The 19882-nt window shown below is 41.6% G+C and carries 14 protein-coding genes; 1 reads left to right on the forward strand and 13 read right to left on the reverse strand.

Annotated elements, in window-relative coordinates; genetic code table 11:
• Positions 1 to 98: 98 nt before the first annotated feature.
• A complete protein-coding gene (ade, locus tag ACO03U_RS08950) occupies positions 99 to 1832 on the forward strand; it encodes an adenine deaminase (RefSeq protein ID WP_204686986.1) in 1734 nt (577 codons plus the stop codon).
• 470 nt (positions 1833 to 2302) lie between these two features.
• Here ade and ACO03U_RS08955 read toward each other — a convergent pair whose 3' ends face one another.
• The 13 genes from ACO03U_RS08955 to pcrA all read right to left on the reverse strand — a co-directional run bounded on the left by ACO03U_RS08955 (position 2303) and on the right by pcrA (position 19628).
• Complete coding sequence (locus ACO03U_RS08955) at positions 2303 to 2785, reverse strand: NUDIX hydrolase (protein ID WP_204686987.1); 483 nt, start codon at positions 2783 to 2785, stop codon at positions 2303 to 2305.
• A gap of 337 nt (positions 2786 to 3122) precedes the next feature.
• Positions 3123 to 4277 (reverse strand): YcjF family protein, encoded by a 1155-nt coding sequence (locus tag ACO03U_RS08960; protein WP_423104634.1) that lies wholly within the window; start codon positions 4275 to 4277, stop codon positions 3123 to 3125.
• Positions 4267 to 4527, reverse strand: a complete 261-nt coding sequence (locus ACO03U_RS08965) for a hypothetical protein (protein WP_204686989.1) — start codon at positions 4525 to 4527, stop codon at positions 4267 to 4269. The genes ACO03U_RS08960 and ACO03U_RS08965 overlap by 11 nt, the downstream gene beginning before the upstream one ends.
• Before the next feature lie 107 nt (positions 4528 to 4634).
• The gene (locus ACO03U_RS08970; protein ID WP_204686990.1) at positions 4635 to 6506 is read right to left on the reverse strand and encodes a DUF262 domain-containing protein; all 1872 of its coding nucleotides are present in this window, start codon (positions 6504 to 6506) and stop codon (positions 4635 to 4637) included.
• Positions 6506 to 7846 carry a DUF262 domain-containing protein gene (locus ACO03U_RS08975; protein ID WP_204686991.1) on the reverse strand — a complete coding sequence of 447 codons (1341 nt, stop codon included), beginning with the start codon at positions 7844 to 7846 and terminating at the stop codon, positions 6506 to 6508. Before ACO03U_RS08975 ends, ACO03U_RS08970 begins: the two co-directional genes overlap by 1 nt.
• A 376-nt stretch (positions 7847 to 8222) precedes the next feature.
• The gene (gene rlmD, locus ACO03U_RS08980) at positions 8223 to 9590 is read right to left on the reverse strand and encodes a 23S rRNA (uracil(1939)-C(5))-methyltransferase RlmD (protein WP_204687028.1); all 1368 of its coding nucleotides are present in this window, start codon (positions 9588 to 9590) and stop codon (positions 8223 to 8225) included.
• A 115-nt stretch (positions 9591 to 9705) separates the two neighbouring features.
• Positions 9706 to 10767, reverse strand: a complete 1062-nt coding sequence (locus tag ACO03U_RS08985; RefSeq protein ID WP_204686992.1) for a diacylglycerol kinase — start codon at positions 10765 to 10767, stop codon at positions 9706 to 9708.
• Between the two features lie 115 nt (positions 10768 to 10882).
• Positions 10883 to 12313, reverse strand: coding sequence for an Asp-tRNA(Asn)/Glu-tRNA(Gln) amidotransferase subunit GatB (gatB, locus tag ACO03U_RS08990; protein ID WP_204686993.1), 1431 nt, complete (start codon positions 12311 to 12313; stop codon positions 10883 to 10885).
• Complete coding sequence (gene gatA, locus ACO03U_RS08995; protein ID WP_204686994.1) at positions 12313 to 13782, reverse strand: Asp-tRNA(Asn)/Glu-tRNA(Gln) amidotransferase subunit GatA; 1470 nt, start codon at positions 13780 to 13782, stop codon at positions 12313 to 12315. The genes gatB and gatA overlap by 1 nt, the downstream gene beginning before the upstream one ends.
• Positions 13782 to 14087, reverse strand: a complete 306-nt coding sequence (gene gatC, locus ACO03U_RS09000) for an Asp-tRNA(Asn)/Glu-tRNA(Gln) amidotransferase subunit GatC (protein ID WP_204686995.1) — start codon at positions 14085 to 14087, stop codon at positions 13782 to 13784. Before gatC ends, gatA begins: the two co-directional genes overlap by 1 nt.
• A 108-nt stretch (positions 14088 to 14195) precedes the next feature.
• On the reverse strand, positions 14196 to 15290 hold the full coding sequence (locus ACO03U_RS09005; protein WP_204686996.1) for a CamS family sex pheromone protein: 1095 nt from the start codon (positions 15288 to 15290) through the stop codon (positions 14196 to 14198).
• A complete protein-coding gene (ligA, locus tag ACO03U_RS09010; protein WP_204686997.1) occupies positions 15280 to 17313 on the reverse strand; it encodes an NAD-dependent DNA ligase LigA in 2034 nt (677 codons plus the stop codon). Before ligA ends, ACO03U_RS09005 begins: the two co-directional genes overlap by 11 nt.
• 17 nt (positions 17314 to 17330) lie before the next feature.
• Entirely contained in the window at positions 17331 to 19628 is a 2298-nt protein-coding gene (gene pcrA / locus ACO03U_RS09015) for a DNA helicase PcrA (protein ID WP_204686998.1), read from the reverse strand.
• Between the last annotated feature and the right edge of the window lie 254 nt (positions 19629 to 19882).

A 19882-nucleotide genomic window follows, 5' to 3' on the forward strand; every position in this document is an offset into this window, starting at 1 on the left:
AATAAGATAACCATTTTACCACATCCTCTTGACTTCTTTTCCCTATTCCTCTTTTCTATGGTATACTGACTCAAAACTTTCCTTAAAGGAGGCTCCTTATGACTAGCGATTTAATCCAGGAAATTCAAGCCAGTGGGAAGCAAATTCCCGCTGATCTCGTCGTAAAAAACGGTAAAATTGTCAACGTCTTCACTCGCCAAATCATGGAAACTGATCTAGCAATAAAAAACGGTAAAGTGGTGGGTTTTGGTAGCTATGAAGGAAAAGAAATTCTTGATGCCAAAGGTCAGTTCGTCGTCCCTGGTTTGATCGATGGCCATGTCCATATCGAAAGTTCACTGCTACCTCCTCACGAGTTTGCCAAAATCTCATTGTTGCATGGCGTAACCACCGTGATAACCGATCCTCATGAAATCGGCAACGTCGCTGGAGAAACCGGGCTTCACTACATGATCACCGATGCCAAAGCAACTCCTATGAATATCTTCACGATGTTACCTTCGTGTGTGCCCGTGACACCTTTTGAAACCAGTGGTGCTACCCTAACTGCCCAAAACTTAGCACCTTTTATGACAGAAACTGAAGTCTTGGGATTAGCCGAAGTCATGAACTATCATGCGGTGGCTCAAACGGAAGCGGAGATTATTGCTAAAATTACCGCCATTCAACAAGCAGGCGGCGTAATTGACGGCCATGCTGCCGGAATCGCCGCTGAAGAGTTAGCGCTATACCCTACCGCTCAAATTCGGACAGATCATGAAGCGGTCAATGCAAAAGAAGCACAAGCCCGCTTGGATCTAGGCATGTATTTAATGATTCGTGAAGGGACGGTCGCCAAAGATTTACACGCCATACTCCCTGTCGTAAACGAAGCCACGGCTCGACGCTGTTTATTTGTAACCGATGATAAGTTGATTGACGATTTAGTGGAGGAAGGGTCCATTGATCATATTTTACGTCTAGCCATCGCTGCGGGCTTAGAGCCACTATTAGCGATTCAAATGGCTACTTTAAATGCGGCCGAATGTTTTCATTTACGGACTTTAGGAGCCCTAGCACCGGGATATCAAGCTGATTTCTTCTTAACTGATGACCTAACTTCTTTACCGATTTACGACGTCTTCGTCAAAGGACAGCAAGTGGTCTCCCAACAAAAATTGGTGACTGACCTTTTCCCAAAAGCCACAGAAAATCCGCTACTAGCCGAATTACCAGACATGTCAGCGGCTCCCTTGACTAAAACCAGCTTCCAATTACCAGTCAATGGTCTCGCCAAAATAATCGAAGTCATCCCCAACAGTTTAATTACAAAACAAGTGCTAGCAACAGTCCCTACAGAAGATCAGCTATTTATGCCTTCCATAGAAGAAGACTTTTTAAAAATTGCCGTTGTGGAACGACACCATGCCACTGGCAACATTGGTTTGGGTATCGTCAAAGGCTTCCAATTACAAACAGGGGCATTGGCTACTAGTGTTTCCCATGATTCCCATAATATCGTAGTAGTGGGAACCAATGACGAGGATATGCTATCTGCCGTCAATCGTCTTCTAGAAACCGGCGGCGGAATGATCGTCGTCAATCAACAACAAGAAATTCAGCGGCTGCCTTTAGCCATCGGTGGATTGATGTCGACCTTAGGCTATCAGGAAACTTATCAGCGACTGGTGGCTTTGACAGATGCCGCCCACTACCAAGGAGCAAGTAGCGATTTTGATCCTTTTTTGACCCTGTCCTTTTTGACTTTATCCGTCATTCCTGAACTGAAAATTACTGATCAGGGCTTATTCTCTTTTAGTGAGTTTGCCTTGACCAAGGTTGATGCAGAATAAGATTTGCGAAATACAAAAAGCTGTTTGTCCGCCTACGTTTGATAGGTGGCAAACAGCTTTTTAAATTCAGCTACTTTCGATTAGTGATTAATGATTTTTACAAACAGGGAAGCTTCGATTATTAAATCATATCAGACATTTAAGTGCTGAAGTAGCAAATAGACTTCATTTCTGAATACTCCCTCTGAATCCTCTCAAGTCAAAAAATTAACCGCTCCATCTGTAACTAAACCAACTGATCATTGAAAAAGCGATTTGCGTATTCTAATCTGGAGGCTGTTTTATAGACTGAGATATTATAAATTTTTCGCAAATGAAAATTCCATCATACCAAGTCTAAAATATCTGACCTCACGAACTAGCTCAGCCACCGCAAACAGTTGGACTAAGCAAAAGTCGCTAAGTCCAACTAGCATCTTCGGGATTAAGTTGGGCGCTTGCTAATGATTCGAGGTCCGTACTCTCGAAAGTTACCTTCGTTCGTCAGTGATAATATGCTCAATTCCTTCGTGGACCTCAGTGAGATAGTCTTTTAAAAAACTGGGGAAAGCTTTGTATTCATCCAAAGCCTCGATAGGAATCCAGTGCATCTCTTCCCTGACTCCAAGGGTATAGCTCTCACTGTCTAACTTTTGGGTGCCTCGTGGTTTCATCAAAAAATAGAAACTAATTTCGTGACAATCCAACCCTTTTAATGAACCAGTATTGTCATTAAAAAAATTCTCATGAATCACAGCCAGGCGGTCAATCTCGTAACGCACGCCAGTCTCTTCAAAGACTTCTCGTAAAACAGCAGCTTCCGCCTTTTCTCCCAAATGAACTCCGCCACCAATCGAATAAAGGTAATCTTCCCGTTGATTGCCTGCAAAGAGGACACACCCCTCTTCCACAATAATCGCTGCTGCTCGATAACGAAATTTTTGTTGTTCTCTGATAAAATCGCAATCGTACATTTGTATCCTCCCCTGATATTAAATCGAGTAGAGGTCCGAACGCATAGGTTCGCACCCCTCTCACACTACCGTACGTACGTGCTTTTGTAGAAACGGTTATATCAACATCTACAAGCTGTCTAAGGATAAACTCAATGCTTACTAGAATGTACGGAATGAAAACATTGTTTGGGTTATACATTGTGTCCCAACTTTTACTGTACATACGTTTCATGTCTCTGAAATACGATGGAGACTTTTCTACCTTAACACCATTTGAAATACTGATTATGCGTTTAGACTCACCAGCAATAATAAGATCAAAGATTTCATCTAAATTCTTATCCATTGGCTGTCCTCATCCGTTAACTTCTACATTTGAGCTATTCTTAAGTTGATTTTTAAACAAGGATTTCATGGTTTTTTTACCTTCAGCCGAATACAAATCTTCTTTGGAAATTTCACCATTGTAAACCATTTCCATAATTTGAATATAAGCCAAACCTAGAGCGGTAGTTAACAACCCGGCAGTAGTTGCTGAAATAGCACCTCCTGCTCCAGTTCCTAGCCCAGGGATAAATTTCAATAAATTCGCTACTATAGTCTTGCCAAGCACAGTTGCACCAGATGACCCAATAGTCGAAGAAACAAATGCGGTCAAAAAGCTTTTACTTATATCCAAACCAAAAATAACAGTTATGCCAGCAATCATCCCAACTTGTGTGGGAATTAATAAGGCTGCATCTGCAAAAGGGATTGGCGCAAAACCTTCCCCAACTGCAGCAGCTACTGCGGCAGCTACTGCAGCCCTAGCTGCCTTTTTTTTTGATTCTAGAGAAGCAATTTGAACATTTTGTAATGTGTTTTGTAACTCACTAGGCAACACTTCTGTCATAACGTCAATTAAAGAATCGAGTCCATATGCTTTAGCAATATATTCTTCATCAAAATCCATGTCTTGTGCAAGTAATGGCACAACTTTAACAATATCCAGATTTTCTTTTTCAATCATTGTTTTCATTTCAGCAGCTTTCTTTTTAGGAACTGCTTGAGTTAAAACGACAATAATCGGAACCTGAGATTTTTTATTGCTTTCAGCAAATGATTTCAACCATTCTATCTCTGAACTATCAAAAGTACGATTTGCACCGACATTAACACAATACCAGATGCAGTGGATTGCTTCGTTTATATCTTTTGCTGCGTAGCCCTTGTCTATTAGTTCTAATACCTCATCCTTCACTTTTGCCTGTTGCTCATGTGAAAGCTCAAACCCTGGTGTATCATAAATGGACAGTGGATAATCTTTTTTGGATAATTTTCTGATTTCAGATGTAACCGGGCGTCCCAATCCTGTCTCCGCAAAATTTCCACGGAAAAGAGTGTTAATCAATGTACTCTTCCCAACTCCGGATTTTCCTATAATTATGATGTTGAGAGTTTTCAGATTTTTAATCTTATCATTAACAGTATCGATTAATTGCTGAGCCATTTTATCTGTTTCAATCTGCATTTTCATCCCTCTCACTTTCCTTATAATCAATCTTTTTAACCATTTCAGGTCCCCAATCATCCTCATCTGATTTATGGTTAGAGTATTTTACAGAAGCTTTATTAATTGCAGCAGCCAATTTTGGAACTGCTTTAGCTGCTACAACAGCTGATCCAATTGCAATTGAGGTTGCCCCAATAGTCCTCACAATTTTGTGAGTTTTCTTTTTAGTTTTTTCGGTCACGATTTTTTCCAATTCTGTTTCTTCCATATCAAGTCACCACCTAATCTTGATTGTATATATATAATTATATCACATTCGTTCTATGGCTGTGCTCGAGACGTTAATAAGGACAGTCAATGATCTATATTCTAAAGTTACTTATCATCCTTCTCAACGAACTCAGAAAGAATATCTTTCATTTGTTGGCTGTGCTTGTTGATTTGGTCGATGTACCAGATACCATCATTTTCAGCCAATTTCTGCATCAATTCAAATTTTAAACTTTGATCCGTAGCTTTGAACTCTTTTATCTTAGCATCCGGCATCAAGTTCGAACGCAGTGAATTATGACCACGAGCCATGATGCACAGATTTCCAAAGTTGTTTAACTCTTCCGGTCGCAACTTTTCATGACCTTCGTCCGCGTTAGGATTCTGAGGATAAAAATGCTCTACAGAATTTCGGTACTTAAATTCAAAATCCGTAGCTTTGATTCCACGATTAGCTCCATGCGTTTCTTGATACCACAAAACAAAATCGAGGAAGTTAAAAATGTAGTTAGGCGTATCTACCCCACTATCAAATACCGAATCATTTTTAGTAAGTGACGTGAAACGTTGACTGGCAAATGCTATCAGTTTTTTAACCAACAGGTCATTGTCGCTCAGAACATCATCATCATTTAAGATTTGCAGAAGTCCAAACAGAAAGCTCTTATAAATCTGTCGAGGGTCGGTGACCTGGAACATAGATTCAATTTTCACCACGATATTTTGAGTAACGTCATCATCATAAAACGTATTACGAGGCGAAAGTTTCTTATTGTTTCTATTCTTCCCAATAAGCATATAAGGTTTGTGCAAACTCCAGTTCGAGTCATCAGATGAATTATCATTTATGCTGTCCGTCTTTATCACGTAGTTATCATAAACAAAACGTGTCTTTAGCAGCAAGTACATGAATTCATAAACATCTTGAACTGACGTAATCTGTTCCTCGAATTGGTCAACCAACCTCTTATCGTCCAAAGAAATCCCTCTTGATTCGTAATTCCAATCGAATGTATCTTTGTCCTTTAACAGTTTCAGTACTTGAAGAATAAAATTAGGAAAATTAATGATGGAATGATATCGACCCGTATCGTCTGTCTCATCAGCTTTCTCGGGATTAGGCGTCATTTGCAACATTTCATTCAGTGAAATAGCTTTATACACTGATGAGCTGTCGCCGTTTGGAAATGCTGAAATAATTTGAATAAAATCAGTTGGAATAAACTGATTCCAATTGGAAGAGAATAATTGTTTGCGAACTTCAGGCTTAAAACCAATCTGAACATATTTATCTAGTCTTTGACAAGCATTCCAAACTTCAGATATAACGCTTCTTCCCTTCGAATCTTCATCAGGTAGCAACCCCAACAAGTATGCTTTTACAATCTCATGTTTTTCAAGCTGCTCACCGCGGTTATTCATTATTTCAAAATAGTGATTTAAATCTGTATCTTTAGGAAGTTCATTTTTTATTAATATGACATTTTCAAGCAAATATTTAAAATAACCCTCGTCAAACTTATCAGAATGGGTAGAACTATCTTTCTCCAGAAATTTCTTTCTAATTACTCGATACCCATCAACTAACTCATTATCTAAATCTAATATTTTTTCAAAGCTATCTTTATTCTTCAGTGTACGAAAAATATCCGTTGAACGTTTTCTACTTTCAAAATTTAAACTCACATCTAAATTGCTGGCTAGGTCCGAATATTGTGATTCATTTTTTAGATAACAAATCAACAACGATAGAGTCGTGAGCCGCTGCTGGCCATCAATGACACTAGTCACATCATCAGTATCAGAATGGATAACTAGCGATCCGATATAATAGTTTTGATTGTTTTCACGCTGATAGTAATCGTATACATCATCAATTAGCGTGTTGATTTCTTTTTCTGTCCAAGCATAAGCTCTTTGATAGATTGGAATGCTGTAGGCATTTTGAAATATGTCACGAATGTTGAAGTATGCCATTAGTCCTCACCCCCTAGATATCTTTCAGCTATTTTAGGCGATTTATTTTTTACTTTTTCTCGTTGAGAGTCTTTGAGCTTATCATCAATTGGCACCTCAAAATGCGAGAGCTGATTGGTTGAGTATGATTCAGCTATATAGTTAAATAAATTTTTTATATCTGCATCGCTATTGATGACAAATTTGTTGATGCTCTTTTTCTGAACTTGTTCAAAGTAAAAGCGCGGATAATATGCATAATGAAAACATATATTTTCAATCATGCTATATTGACTGTCTGAAAATTTATCAATGGCATATAGCATTGATGTTTTATATAAAGATTGAACAAATCTAAAATACTTCTTGTCCCTTGTTTCTGCGAATAACGAAAGGATGGAGTTTGCACCCGGACTTGCTTCATCAGAATAGAAACCTTGTTTTTCAAGAATGTTGTTATAAAAATCAACAAATTTAAAGAAATACTCTCCATTAATCATAGGCTGGTCAATTTGAAATGCGTAATTCATTTCCGGTAGCGCATGAAACTCAATCATCGTTTGATTCTGACGGTTAAAGGTATCCACATAATTCTTCGCCATCAAAATTGGTTTTGCCCAGTTTAATTCGGAGTTGTTATCCCCTTCGCTGACGCCTTTAAATAAATCGATATCATTATTCGAGAACCCAAAATCTGAGACATTTTTATTTTTAGACCATTGTTTTATCCTAAATAAATACTCAGAAAACAGCGTGTGAATATGACTAGGCTGAATATTCTCCCATAATTCAACCATTTCAAGTTTTCTTTCTTCTGTTCCCTTCAACTCACGAAGATGAAAGGCTTTTAATAAGTCCGTTGGGTATAAGGCTTTGCCTCGGTTATTTGATGAATCAAATAGCTGAAAAGCTTCGTCAAGATTGGCTAATTCCAAGACTTGTACCGTACAGTTTGAAAGGAAGTAGTCCTCAATTATTTCTTTGCTGTGGGGATTTCTTTCAAAGTACTCACCAATTACTTTATTGTTATTCACCACATTTTCAATTGTTCTCTGATGCTCTGGAATGTCAATTGATGTTAGCTCTTTTCGCTGCTTATCATTCAAATACCGAGTTATCAGTAGGCTTGTGATAATCCTTTGTTGGCCATCAACGATATCAAGTGTAGTACCATTCTTATGCAAAATAATGGTTCCGATTCGATATTCAGGAAATTTAGAAAAGCGTACAACATCATCCAAGAGTTGAATCACATTTTTAGCTTTCCAAGTATAAGGTCGCTGATAATCTGGAATAGTCGTGTTGTTGCGATTTAGTAGCTCTTTTAAGGATGTCACATATGTATTAACTTTGTTATCCATCGCAGTATCCCCTTTCAGTAAATGTATATACAACCATTTTATCACAAGGCAGCTCCTAAAAACCTGTCACAACTTAAAAAGCACCCTGATTCTGCAGAATGCTTCATTGCATTTTATGAAAGTATGAAAAAAGTATCCCGCCGTAGCAGGATGTTGTAAAAAAAGACGCTTCCTTTTACAGAAACGTCCAATTCAAACGAGTAAATACAAACTATCTACTCCAATATTTCATTTTCATTTGTTGTATTCCTACTTACTAGGTCTATCACTACCGACACACCTATATAATCTCTAATCTCTTTATTTCGGATTTTATTCCCCTCACTGGTAAATACGATATATTTGAAAAAGTGGTTAAAATTAAGGATTTCCAGTCTTAATGTCGTTGTAGCAAACACACACACTCTACGTGATACGTCTGAGGAAACAGATCCACCGGCTGTACTTTTTCAGCCTGATAGCCGAATGCCGCAAAAAGTTTCAAATCCCGAGCCAACGTGGCTGGGTTGCACGATACGTAAACAATCCGATCCGGTGCCACATTAACTGCCGCTTCAATAAATCGCACATCCAAGCCTTTTCGTGGCGGATCGACGAAGATAACGTTTGGTTTCAAGTCTTCTCGGGCCCATTGCGTCATGACTTTTTCCGCTTTGCCTACCAAATAAGTGGCATTTTCAATTCCGTTGATTTCAGCATTGGTTTTGGCATCAGCGACGGCTTCTGGAATAGATTCCACACCATAGACATGTTCTACCCGGTCAGCTACTGACAAGCCAATCGTCCCAATCCCTGAGTAGGCATCGATAACCACGTCTGATTTTTTCAATTGGGCAAAATCAAAGGCTGTTTCATAGAGAATTTCAGCTTGTTCGGTGTTCACTTGATAAAATGACGGAGCCGAGATGCGGAAAGTTTTTCCAAGCAATTGGTCTTCAATATAACTCTTTCCATACAAGACCACCTCTTTCTCCCCAAAAATCACATTGGTACGTTCTTCATTGATGTTTTGGATCACGGAAATCACTTCCGGAATTTCTTCGTGAATCACCTCAGCAATGGTTTCCCCTTTGAAAAATTTGGCTTTACGAGTAACCAACACCACCATCATCTCATGGCTATAATGACCGCGACGAATTACAATATGCCGCAAAAAACCTTCATGGGCGGTTTCATTGTAGGCTTTCACACCGAAGCGCTCCAAAATCTCGCGAACTTTCAAAATGGCTTCATCAATGGCTTCGTCTTGAATATAGAAATCTTCAATAGCAATCATATCATGGCTATTTTTGCGATAAAAACCAGTCGCCAGCTTACCCTCGATTTTACGGACTGGAATTTGAGCTTTATTGCGGTAGTGATCTGGTTTGGTCATGCCAATCGTTGGCAATACCGGAACCTCAGGCATGCCTGCAATTTTTTTCAAGTTGTTTTCCACTTGTTTTTGTTTGAAGACTAGTTGTGCTTCATAGGACAAATGGCTTAATGGCGCAATCCCGGTCCGCAACAAATCTTCGTTGGCGTTTTTTACCCGATCAGGGCTAGTGCTTTGATATTTCATGACTTTTGCAAAGCCGAACTTGTTGCCGACTTTCAACACTTTAATATCCACCACTTCTCCTGGCAGCGCATTTTCAATAAATAAAAGGTAATGATCGACTTTGGCAATCCCCATGCCTTCATGGGAGAGGTCTTTAATCGTTACGGTTAGTTCTTGATTTTTTTTTACTGGGTAATCTTTCATCTTGATCCCTCGACTTTCTTTGTTCATCATACGGGAAAGCCCGCAAAGTTACAATCATTTTCCCATCGTTTTAAGGCAAAACAAAGCACCGGCATGATAACCGGCGCTTTCTCTCTTAGTCAGTATTTTCGTTTGTTTTTGACGGATCCTCAGACGGTGGTATCGTCCCATCGCCATCGATATCTTCTTGCGTTAGTTGTTCCACCTCTTGAATAAACTCTTTACTCACCATATCAAAGTCCTCTTCTTCCCCAACGACAGCATCATCAGGGATATCGTCTAAACTGGCATACATTTCAATATGCTGATGTAAGTTGGTGAAACTCATCGGCGCATCGCCTCCATACTCGCCATCCAAATTAATCATCAAGCGATCACCACTTTTGGGAATGACTTCCAATTTTGAGGTTTTGGTATAGAGAATTCGCGGGTCCTTGATATGCTTGCCACCATTCATCATCAACGCTACCAAATGCACGATTTCAAATACATTGGCGGTTTTAACGATAATCAAGGAGAATTTTCCATCATCCAGTTTGGCATCCGGCGCGATTTGTTCAAAGCCTCCCACTGAATTGGTTAACCCAAGGAAAAACATTGAAGCATTGCCTTCATAAACCCCATCATCATAAATTAATTTCATGGGTATCGGTTTGATTCGCGGTAAAAGTTCGGCTCCTTTGGCCAAATAAGCCAAATAGCCAAAAATACTCTTCAACTCTGAAGGCACATCATAGGTCAATTCTGTTAAGTGACCCCCGGCTGCGATATTAATAAAGTAGTCATCATCGGTTTTACCGATATCCATTTTGATAGTCTGATTTTTTAAAATCACTTCGGCAGCTTTTTTGACATCATTGCGAGGAACTTTCAGCGCCCGCGCATAGTCATTAGTTGTCCCTGCTGGAATAATTGCCATTTTTGGTCGCTTTTCTAAAGGGGCAATCCCATTGACGACTTCGTTGATAGTACCATCTCCACCAGCTGCAACGATTAAGTCAAAGCCAGCTAAGCCACAGCGCTCCGCCTCTCTTTTAGCAGAGTTTAACTCTGGAGTCGTAGCATAAGCACTGGTTTCAAACCCAGCCTGTTCCAATACATCCAAAATATCGGCTAAATTTTGTTTCATTATTTCTTTACCTGAGGTGGGATTGTAGATCACACGGGCACGTTTCATATCAGCCGCTCCTCTCAAATTTCATCATCCTTTAGATTTTAACACAAGGAAACGGTCTGCGCCATATATGACACAGACCGTTGCTTCAAGCTATTTGACTAAGGTTTAGCAAGAATTACCGTTTCGCTAATTCTTCTTGCAAGAGTTTGTTTACTACACCAGGATTCGCTTTTCCTTTGGTAGCTTTCATGATTTGCCCGACTAAGAAGCCAACAGCCCGGTCTTTACCGTTTTTGAAGTCTTCCACGGATTGCCCGTTGTTATCCAATATCTCATTGATGATTGGTAACAATTGTGCAGGGTCAGATAATTGAACTAAGCCTTTTTTCTCAACCACTTCTTTGGCATCGCCACCGTTTTCAATCAACTCTTTGAAGACGGTCTTGGCAATCTTAGAACTAATCGTACCATCAGCAATCAGCGTGATCATCCCCGCTAAGTTTTGTGGCGTCAATTTTGTTTCGCCCAATTCCAGTTTAGCACTGTTCAAATAAGCAGAAACTTCTCCCATCAACCAGTTAGAAGCTTGTTTCGGATCGGCACCAGCAGCCAAGGTTTCTTCAAAGAAATCAGACATTTCTTTCGACAAAGTCAAGACTTTGGCGTCATACTCTGGTAAGCCCATTTCTTCAACGTAACGTAAGCGACGAGAAGCTGGCAGTTCTGGTAAGGTTGCTTTTACCCGTTGGATCCATTCGTCATCGATGACAAACCGCGGAATATCTGGTTCTGGGAAGTAACGGTAGTCACTAGACCCTTCTTTTACCCGCATCAAAATCGTTTTGTTGGTGGTTTCATCAAAGCGACGCGTCTCTTGTTGGATTTCGCCGCCAGAAAGCAAAACTTTCGCTTGGCGTTTTTCTTCAAACGCTAGCCCTTTACGGACAAAGCTCATGGAGTTCAAGTTCTTCAGCTCAGTTTTAGTTCCAAACTCTTCTTGGCCATAAGGGCGCAAAGAGATATTGGCATCGCAACGCATGGACCCTTCTTCCATCTTCACATCAGAAACTTCGGTAAACTGTACGATTGAGCGGAGAGCTTCCAAATAAGCATAAGCCTCTTCTGGTGAGCGCATATCTGCTTCTGAGACGATTTCAATCAAGGGTGTTCCTTGACGGTTTAAATCCACATAGGAGTAGCCGCCAATACCGTGCATGTTTTTACCGGCGTCTTCTTCCAAATGAACCCGTTCAATCCGGATTTTCTTTTTCTTGCCAGCCACTTCGATTTCAATCCAACCATCATGGCCGATAGGTTGGTCAAATTGCGAAATTTGGTAGGCTTTAGGATTATCAGGATAAAAATAGTTCTTCCGATCAAAATGCGTATCTTTGGAAATTTCACAGTTTAAGGCTAAGGCAGCCTTCATCCCAAACTCAATGGCAGTCTTATTCATTACCGGCAAAACCCCAGGATACCCCCAGTCGATGACGTTGGTATTGCTGTTAGGTTCGGCACCAAAATGCGCCGGTGCTGGTGAAAAGATTTTAGAGTTGGTTTTTAATTCTACGTGGACTTCCAGCCCGATGACTGTTTCAAAGTTCATTAGTCGTTCCCCCCTAAAATCGCTGGTTTTTTCGTGTGGAAATCAGTCGCTTGTTCAAAAGCATAAGCAGCTTTGTACATCGTTGACTCATCAAAAGCTTTGCCGATGATTTGCAAGCCCACTGGCAAGCCTTCTGAAAAGCCTGCTGGGATACTCATCCCTGGTAAGCCTGCTAAGTTTACCGGAATTGTTAAGATATCACTCATGTACATCGTGATGGGATCATTGATGTTTTCTCCCATACCAAAAGCGACGGTTGGTGACGCTGGTCCAATAATCAAATCATAGTCATTGAAGACATTTTCAAAATCTTGACGAATCAGCGTCCGAACTTGACCGGCTTTTTTGAAGTATGCATCATAGTAGCCAGCACTCAAAGAGAAGGTCCCTAGCATAATCCGGCGTTTCACTTCATCACCAAAACCTTCACTACGAGAGTTGACGTAGACATCTTCCAAGTCCTGTACATTTTCTGAGCGATAACCATAGCGGATACCGTCAAAACGTTGCAAGTTTGAGCTAGCTTCTGAGGAGGCGATGATATAGTAGACAGCAACTCCATATTTAGAATGCGGCAGGCTAACTTCTTCGACTGTCGCTCCTAATTCACGGAAAGTAGCGGCTGCTTGCATGATGGCTGCTCGTACTCCTGGTTGGACCCCTTCACCAAGGTATTCTTTTGGCAAACCGATTTTCATGCCTTTAATATCGCCATTTAAGCCTTCCGTAAAGTCCGGTACGGAAATACCTGAGGAGGTCCCATCTTTTTCATCGTAGCCGGCGATAGCGTTTAAGGTCAAGGCGTTATCTTTAACTGTCCGCGTCATCGGTCCGATTTGATCCAAAGATGAAGCAAAGGCAATCAAACCAAAACGAGAAACCCGGCCGTAAGTTGGTTTCATCCCAACAATCCCGTTAAATGCTGCAGGTTGGCGGATGGAGCCACCAGTATCGGAACCTAACGCGACTGGCACTTGACCAGCTGCCACAGCGGCTGCCGAACCACCCGAAGAACCACCAGGAACTTTGGTGAAATCCCAAGCATTTTTGGTTTTCTTGAAATAAGAAGTCTCCGTGGAGCCCCCCATGGCAAACTCATCCATGTTCAGTTTGCCTACGGGTACAAAATCGGCAGCATAGACTTTTTCCATCACTGTCGCATCATAGATCGGATCAAAATTGTAGAGAATTTTTGAAGCAGCAGTGGTAACGATATCTTTGGTAACGATATTGTCTTTAATCCCGATCGGAATCCCGGTTAATGGATTGCTTTCATCAATGCCTTTTTCGTCAATGGCTTGTGCCAACTCTAAGGCTTTTTCTTCAGGAATATTCAGAAAAGCCTCTACTTGGCCATCAGTTTCTTTGATTCGTTCGATGGTCGCTCGAGTCAAATCCACTGCGGTAATCTCTTTTGATACTAACAACTGGTGTAATTCTTCAATGGATTTATCATATAATTTCGTCATTATGCCCCAGCCTCCCCGTTATCGATAATCGCTGGAACTTTGATAAAGCCATCTTCTTTTTCTGGTACGTTTCTCATCAGGTCATCCCGGCTCATCCCTGCTTGGGCCCGGTCTGGACGCATGACATTGACAGTTTCCACAACATTTGAAGTGAAGGCCACTCCTTCTGTATCGACTTCTTCTAACATTTCCACCATATCGATGATTTTGCCTAACTGATTCGTAAATTCATGTAACTCGGTATCGTCAAACTTAAGCTTAGCAAGTTTTGCGACGTGTTTGACTTGTTCTTCTGTGATAGCCATGAACTCCTCACTTTCTGCCCTAAGAAAAACTTAGCGCGGTTGGATGTTTGGTACAAAAAACGATTTATTCTTTACTATAATGAAATAACTTTCGGAATTTTTCAAGCTTTAATTGAAAATATAGGAAATAATCTCTTTCTCACCGGCTTTTCGGGAGACAAATGCTTGGGGCCCTTCCACTGATAGGATTTGGACTTCCAATTGTCCTTTGACATCGGCAAAAATCGATTCCAGCTGTTTGCCTAAATATTGGGTAAAACTGGTAATTTCAGTTTTCGTATAATACTTAGAATCCACCTTGATGGTCAAAGATTGCAACTGCTCTTCAGCATAATAAGCGGTTGCTGTCACCCCAGTCAGATTTGGAAAGAAGTTCTGGACAGTATTGCGGAAAGTAGTAAATTTCGTGGCCACCCCGTCACGCGTTGCCGCATTTTCCCTACCACTAAGAATTGGCAAAGAAACGTATTCTTCATTAACCTTGTCAAACTGGTCAATGGTGGTGGCACCATTCTTGGCGACTGCCGTATAAATATATTTACCACCTGCGATATCATCTTTGGCCGCTTGTTCAAACAAGCCCACCATAATTGGAATTTTCTCCAAGCCTTTTGTTTTTCGCATCCGGGTTAAAACGGAATTGACAGATTTACGAGCATTTGCCATGATTTCCTCACGACTGACTGCCGTGGCTTTGTTGCCATCGTAATAGACTGAATTAAAGGCAAACCCTAAGCTAATCCCCCCTAAAGTTTTGCCATCTTCTTCGATAAAGTCATGCTCCAAGATTTGCTGTAAAATCAATGGTTGGTTTTTGTCTGCTGGATTCAATCCTTGGTTGTTGTCATCGGTATTGCGAGCCAGCCAACTGCTCAACGTATCGTAATCTAGGTGTTGCCCTTCTTGGAAAAAGTATTTATCCGGTGAAAAAGCTTCGTGGGACAGACGCAGTAGCCCATTCTCAAAGTTTTCTTGGTTGTACCCACTATTTAATGAAGCGACTGCATCACGAGCGGCACTGGTTTCATAATGGCCATCTGGCATGATGGCCTGATACACGGAATCATCTACTCGTCCGGTGGTAATACTGCCACTTTCGGTTTTTTCTCCATCATCGGTTTTTGAGATGCCCATATCTAGGTTGCCACAAGCACTAAGCGTTAGCAGGCACAAGCCAAGGGCAACTAGTTGTTTAGTTTTCATTCTTTTCGCTCCCTTCAATCGCTTGAACCATTTGCGACTCATCCCAAACGGTTACCCCTAAAGATTGGGCTTTGGTCAGCTTGCTGCCCGCATCCTCACCAGCAACTACGATATCGGTTTTTTTCGAGACGCTCCCGGTGACTTTGCCACCCAGCAACTCGATTTTTTCTTTTGCTTCGTCCCGCGTATAATGAGAAAGTTTACCAGTCAAGACCACGGTTTTCCCAGCAAAAGGCGATGCCACCGAAGCCAATTCTGCTAATTGTGGCCCACGATAGCGCAGATTAACCCCCGCTTCCTGTAGCTCGGCAATCAATTCATGAACTTCTTGATTGCTAAAATAAGTGACGACACTATCGGCAATGGTTTCACCAATCGTCTCAAGGGCAACAATTTCTGATTGTTCCGCTTGCGCCAAACGCGTCATATCTCCAAAATGTTCGGCTAATATTTTGGCGGCTTTGGCTCCCACATGACGAATTCCTAAGCCAAAAATCAGGCGTTCCAATGAATTTTCGCGGCTGGCATCAATCGCTCGCAAAAGATTGTCGGCGGCTTTTTCTTTGATTTTATCCAAGGTCAACAATTGTGTCTCAGTGAGCTTATACAAATCAACAACGTCTTTCACAAGGCCTTTATCGTACATTTGATTCAATACCCGCGGGCCTAACCCATCGATATTCATGGCATTACGAGAAACAAAATGCGCCAATCCTTCCTTTAGCTGGGCTGGACATTTGGGATTAATACAACGCAGAGCCACTTCCTCATCCAAATGCACTAGTTCACTTTCACATTCTGGACAATGAGTCGGTGCCAAGTAAGGCTGGCTATCACTTGGACGCTGCGCCAGCACCACGTGGCTAATCTCAGGAATGATATCTCCTGCTTTGTAGATGATTACTTGATCCTGCAGGCGAATATCTTTGGCCGCAATGTAATCCATATTGTGAAGACTGGCTCGGCTGACGGTGGAACCCGCAATAAAGACCGGGTCCATAACCGCTGTAGGTGTCACGACTCCTGTGCGTCCGACAGTCCATTGGATATCTTGGAGAGTCGTCTGAGCTTCTTCTGGCGGAAACTTGTAAGCAGTTGCCCACCGTGGCGCTTTAACGGTAAATCCTAGCTCGTCTTGCTGGCTAAAGTCGTTCACCTTGATAACCACACCATCGATTTCATAAGGCAAGTCTACACGTTTCAGATGGTACTCTTGAATGTAGGCCCAGATTTCTTCTACCGTATGACAGATCCGGGCTTCAGGATTAACATGAAACCCATTTTTCGCTAATTCTTGCAAGGCCTCCCCTTGGCTAGCAGCTTCCATCGGTCCAAAATCCGCCACCGTATACAAGAAAGTGTCCAAATTCCGTTTCGCAGTAATTTTCGTATCCAATTGCCGCAAGCTACCTGCTGCAGCATTCCGCGGATTGGCGAAAACATCTTGGCCGGCTTCCTCCCGTTCTTTATTTAAACGGACAAAGGAAGAACGGGGCATAAAACATTCCCCCCGCACTTCGATGTTTAAAGGTTCGGCCAATTTTAATGGTATCGAGCGTACCGTTTTTAAATTTTCGGTGATATTTTCGCCAACAGTCCCGTCCCCACGAGTGGCTCCTTGGACAAAAAGGCCATCCACGTATTTTAGTGAAATAGAGAGGCCATCAATTTTCAGTTCACAAACATATGACACTGAATCTCCTAAGGCTTTTTTCACCCGTTCATCAAAGGCAATAATCTCCTCTTGGTTAAAGACATCATTTAAGGAATAAAGAGGAACATCATGAACTACTTTTTCAAAACCTTTTAAGACTTTCCCTCCCAGACGCTGAGTGGGAGAATCCGGTGTAATCAACTGAGGATGTTTGCTTTCCAACTGTACTAACTCGGCATACAGCTGATCATAGATATAATCCTCGACAGTTGGTTGATCTTGTACATAGTATTCATAGCCGTATTGATTCAGTTGCTGTTGTAACTGAAGAATCCGAGCTTGATCATCTATCGGCTGTTTTTCAGTCATGGAAGACGTCACCCTTTCTAGATTTTTTCAATTGGTGCAAAGGCTGCTAACAAGCGCTTGATTCCTTGAGCCGGAAAAGCGACGTCCAATTCGACATCTTTGGCGACACCACCGACTCGTACCACGGTACCCTGTCCCCATTTTTTATGTTGGACTTTGTCACCGATTTTCCAAGTTTCACCAGCCGCTGCGGTCTCCTGTTTACTGGAAACACCATGCACCACGGCTTGCTTATATTCTGCTTTGTAGGGCTTTTCTTTGTAAGTATTCGTTGTACCGCTACGGATTCCTCCCATGGATTTGGCAGTTTGAGTGAAGCTTCCAAAGCCTGTTTGGCTGGACCCAGAGACTCCTTGATTGTCTAAAAGATTAGCTTCAATCTCTTTGACAAAGCGCGAAGGCCGATTGTATTGGGTTTTCCCATAAAGGGTACGGGAAAGGGCATTGGTCAAAAACAACTCTTCTTCTGCTCGCGTAATTCCTACATAGGCCAGGCGCCGTTCTTCTTCCAACTCGTGTTGTTCTAACATCGCCCGCGACAAAGGAAAGACCCCTTCTTCCAAGCCCACTAAAAAGACGACCGGAAACTCCAGCCCTTTTGCGGCATGAAGGGTCATCAAGGTCACTTCACTGGCTTCTTCTTCATAGGAATCCACGTCCGAAATCAAGGCCAGATCATTTAGGAAAAGTGTCAACTTATCTTCTGGTGCTTCTTCTTGATTGGCAGTTTCTTGACTGGCTGCAAAAGTCTTATCAAAGTCTTGGGTAACAGTCATAAACTCTTCTAAGTTTTCTAAACGATTTTGTGATTCTAACGTATTTTGACGTCGTAAATCTTCTTCATAACCAGTCTTTTTAAGAACTTCTTTCGTGAGTTCAGTTACTGTCAAAAACGGAACCATTTGACTGAATCCCTCAATTAACTCCCCAAACTCATAAAGTTCTTTTGCTGCCTTACCCGTGACTGGTGACAAAGCGACATTTAGGGAAGCCTCCAATAAGGAAAACTGATGGATATCAGCAAACTCCCGTAGACGCTCCAAAGAGGTTGCCCCAATTCCACGTTTTGGGGTATTGACTACCCGAGCAAAACTCAAAGAGTCTGCTGGGTTAGCGATGACTTGCAGATAAGCCAAGATATCTTTGATTTCTTTGCGATCATAAAACTTATGGCCCCCAACCATTTTATAAGGAATATTGGCTTTCAAGAGGGTTTCTTCCACTACCCGAGATTGCGCGTTTGTCCGGTATAACACAGCAAAATCGCCATATTTCCGTTGCTTTTCTCGCTGTTGTTTTTGAATCTCAGAAACAATAAAGCGCGCCTCATCTCGTTCGCTTTCCCCGTGGTAGTAAGTAATTTTTTCACCATCACTGTTTTGGGTCCAAAGATTTTTTTCTTTGCGATTGGAATTATTGGCGATGACTTGATTGGCTGCTGCTAAGATTGTTTTGGTGGAGCGATAATTTTGTTCTAATAAAATGGTGCGGGCATCGGGATAGTCCTTTTCAAAGTCAAGGATGTTTTGCATATCCGCTCCTCGCCAACCATAAATACTTTGGTCGGCATCTCCCACCACACACAGATTACGAAAACGAGCGGCTAACATATTGACTAAGGTATATTGCGCATGGTTCGTATCTTGGTATTCATCCACATGAATGTATTGAAATTTTCGTTGGTAAAACTGTAAAACTTCTTCATTGTCTTGAAACAGGCGAATGGTGACCATGATCAAATCATCAAAATCCATACATTGATTCCGTCGTAGTTCTTTTTGATACAATTGGTAACACTTCGCCACCATCTGTTCAAAAAAACCGCCTTGTTGTGCTTCATAATCGGCTGGTGTCAGCAATTCATTTTTTGCATTGGAGATGGCTCCTAACAAACTTCGAGGATCGTATTTTTTGGGATCAATATTCAATTCCTTAACTACGCGTTTCATCAAAGTCAACTGTTCGGAACTGTCTATTATCGTAAAATTACGAGAATACCCAATATGATCGACATCTCGTCGTAAAATTCGCACACACATGGAGTGAAATGTGGAAATCCAAACATCTTCCCCACCTGCTCCCAAGAGGCCATTGACCCGTTCTTTCATCTCTCGAGCGGCTTTATTCGTAAAGGTAATCGCCAAGATATTCCACGGATTGATTAATTTTTCTTCTATTAAATAGGCGATTCGGTGAGTGAGCACCCGAGTCTTCCCACTACCGGCGCCGGCCATAATCAACAAAGGCCCTTCTGTTGCTGTCACTGCTTCAGCTTGCTTGGGATTCATCCCTTTGAGAAATACATTGGCTGTCATCAAAAACTTCCTTTCTTCAGCTATCCACCTTCAGACAAACAGATACCTGACTAGGCAACACGGGATTGCTGCTTTCACGCCCTGTTGGCAGAAGGTCATTATTATTTCCGAATATAGTGCTGATCACATCGACAGACTACCATATTTCAATCTCTTTGATTATAGCATTACCCGCCCGAGGTTAAAACGACCAGCCTCCAAAAGTTAATAAAAAAATTCCATGAAAGCCTCTTGTAAATTCCCATAACCCTTGC

The organism is Enterococcus diestrammenae (assembly GCF_049384045.1).
In the GTDB taxonomy this organism is placed as follows: domain Bacteria; phylum Bacillota; class Bacilli; order Lactobacillales; family Enterococcaceae; genus Enterococcus_C; species Enterococcus_C diestrammenae.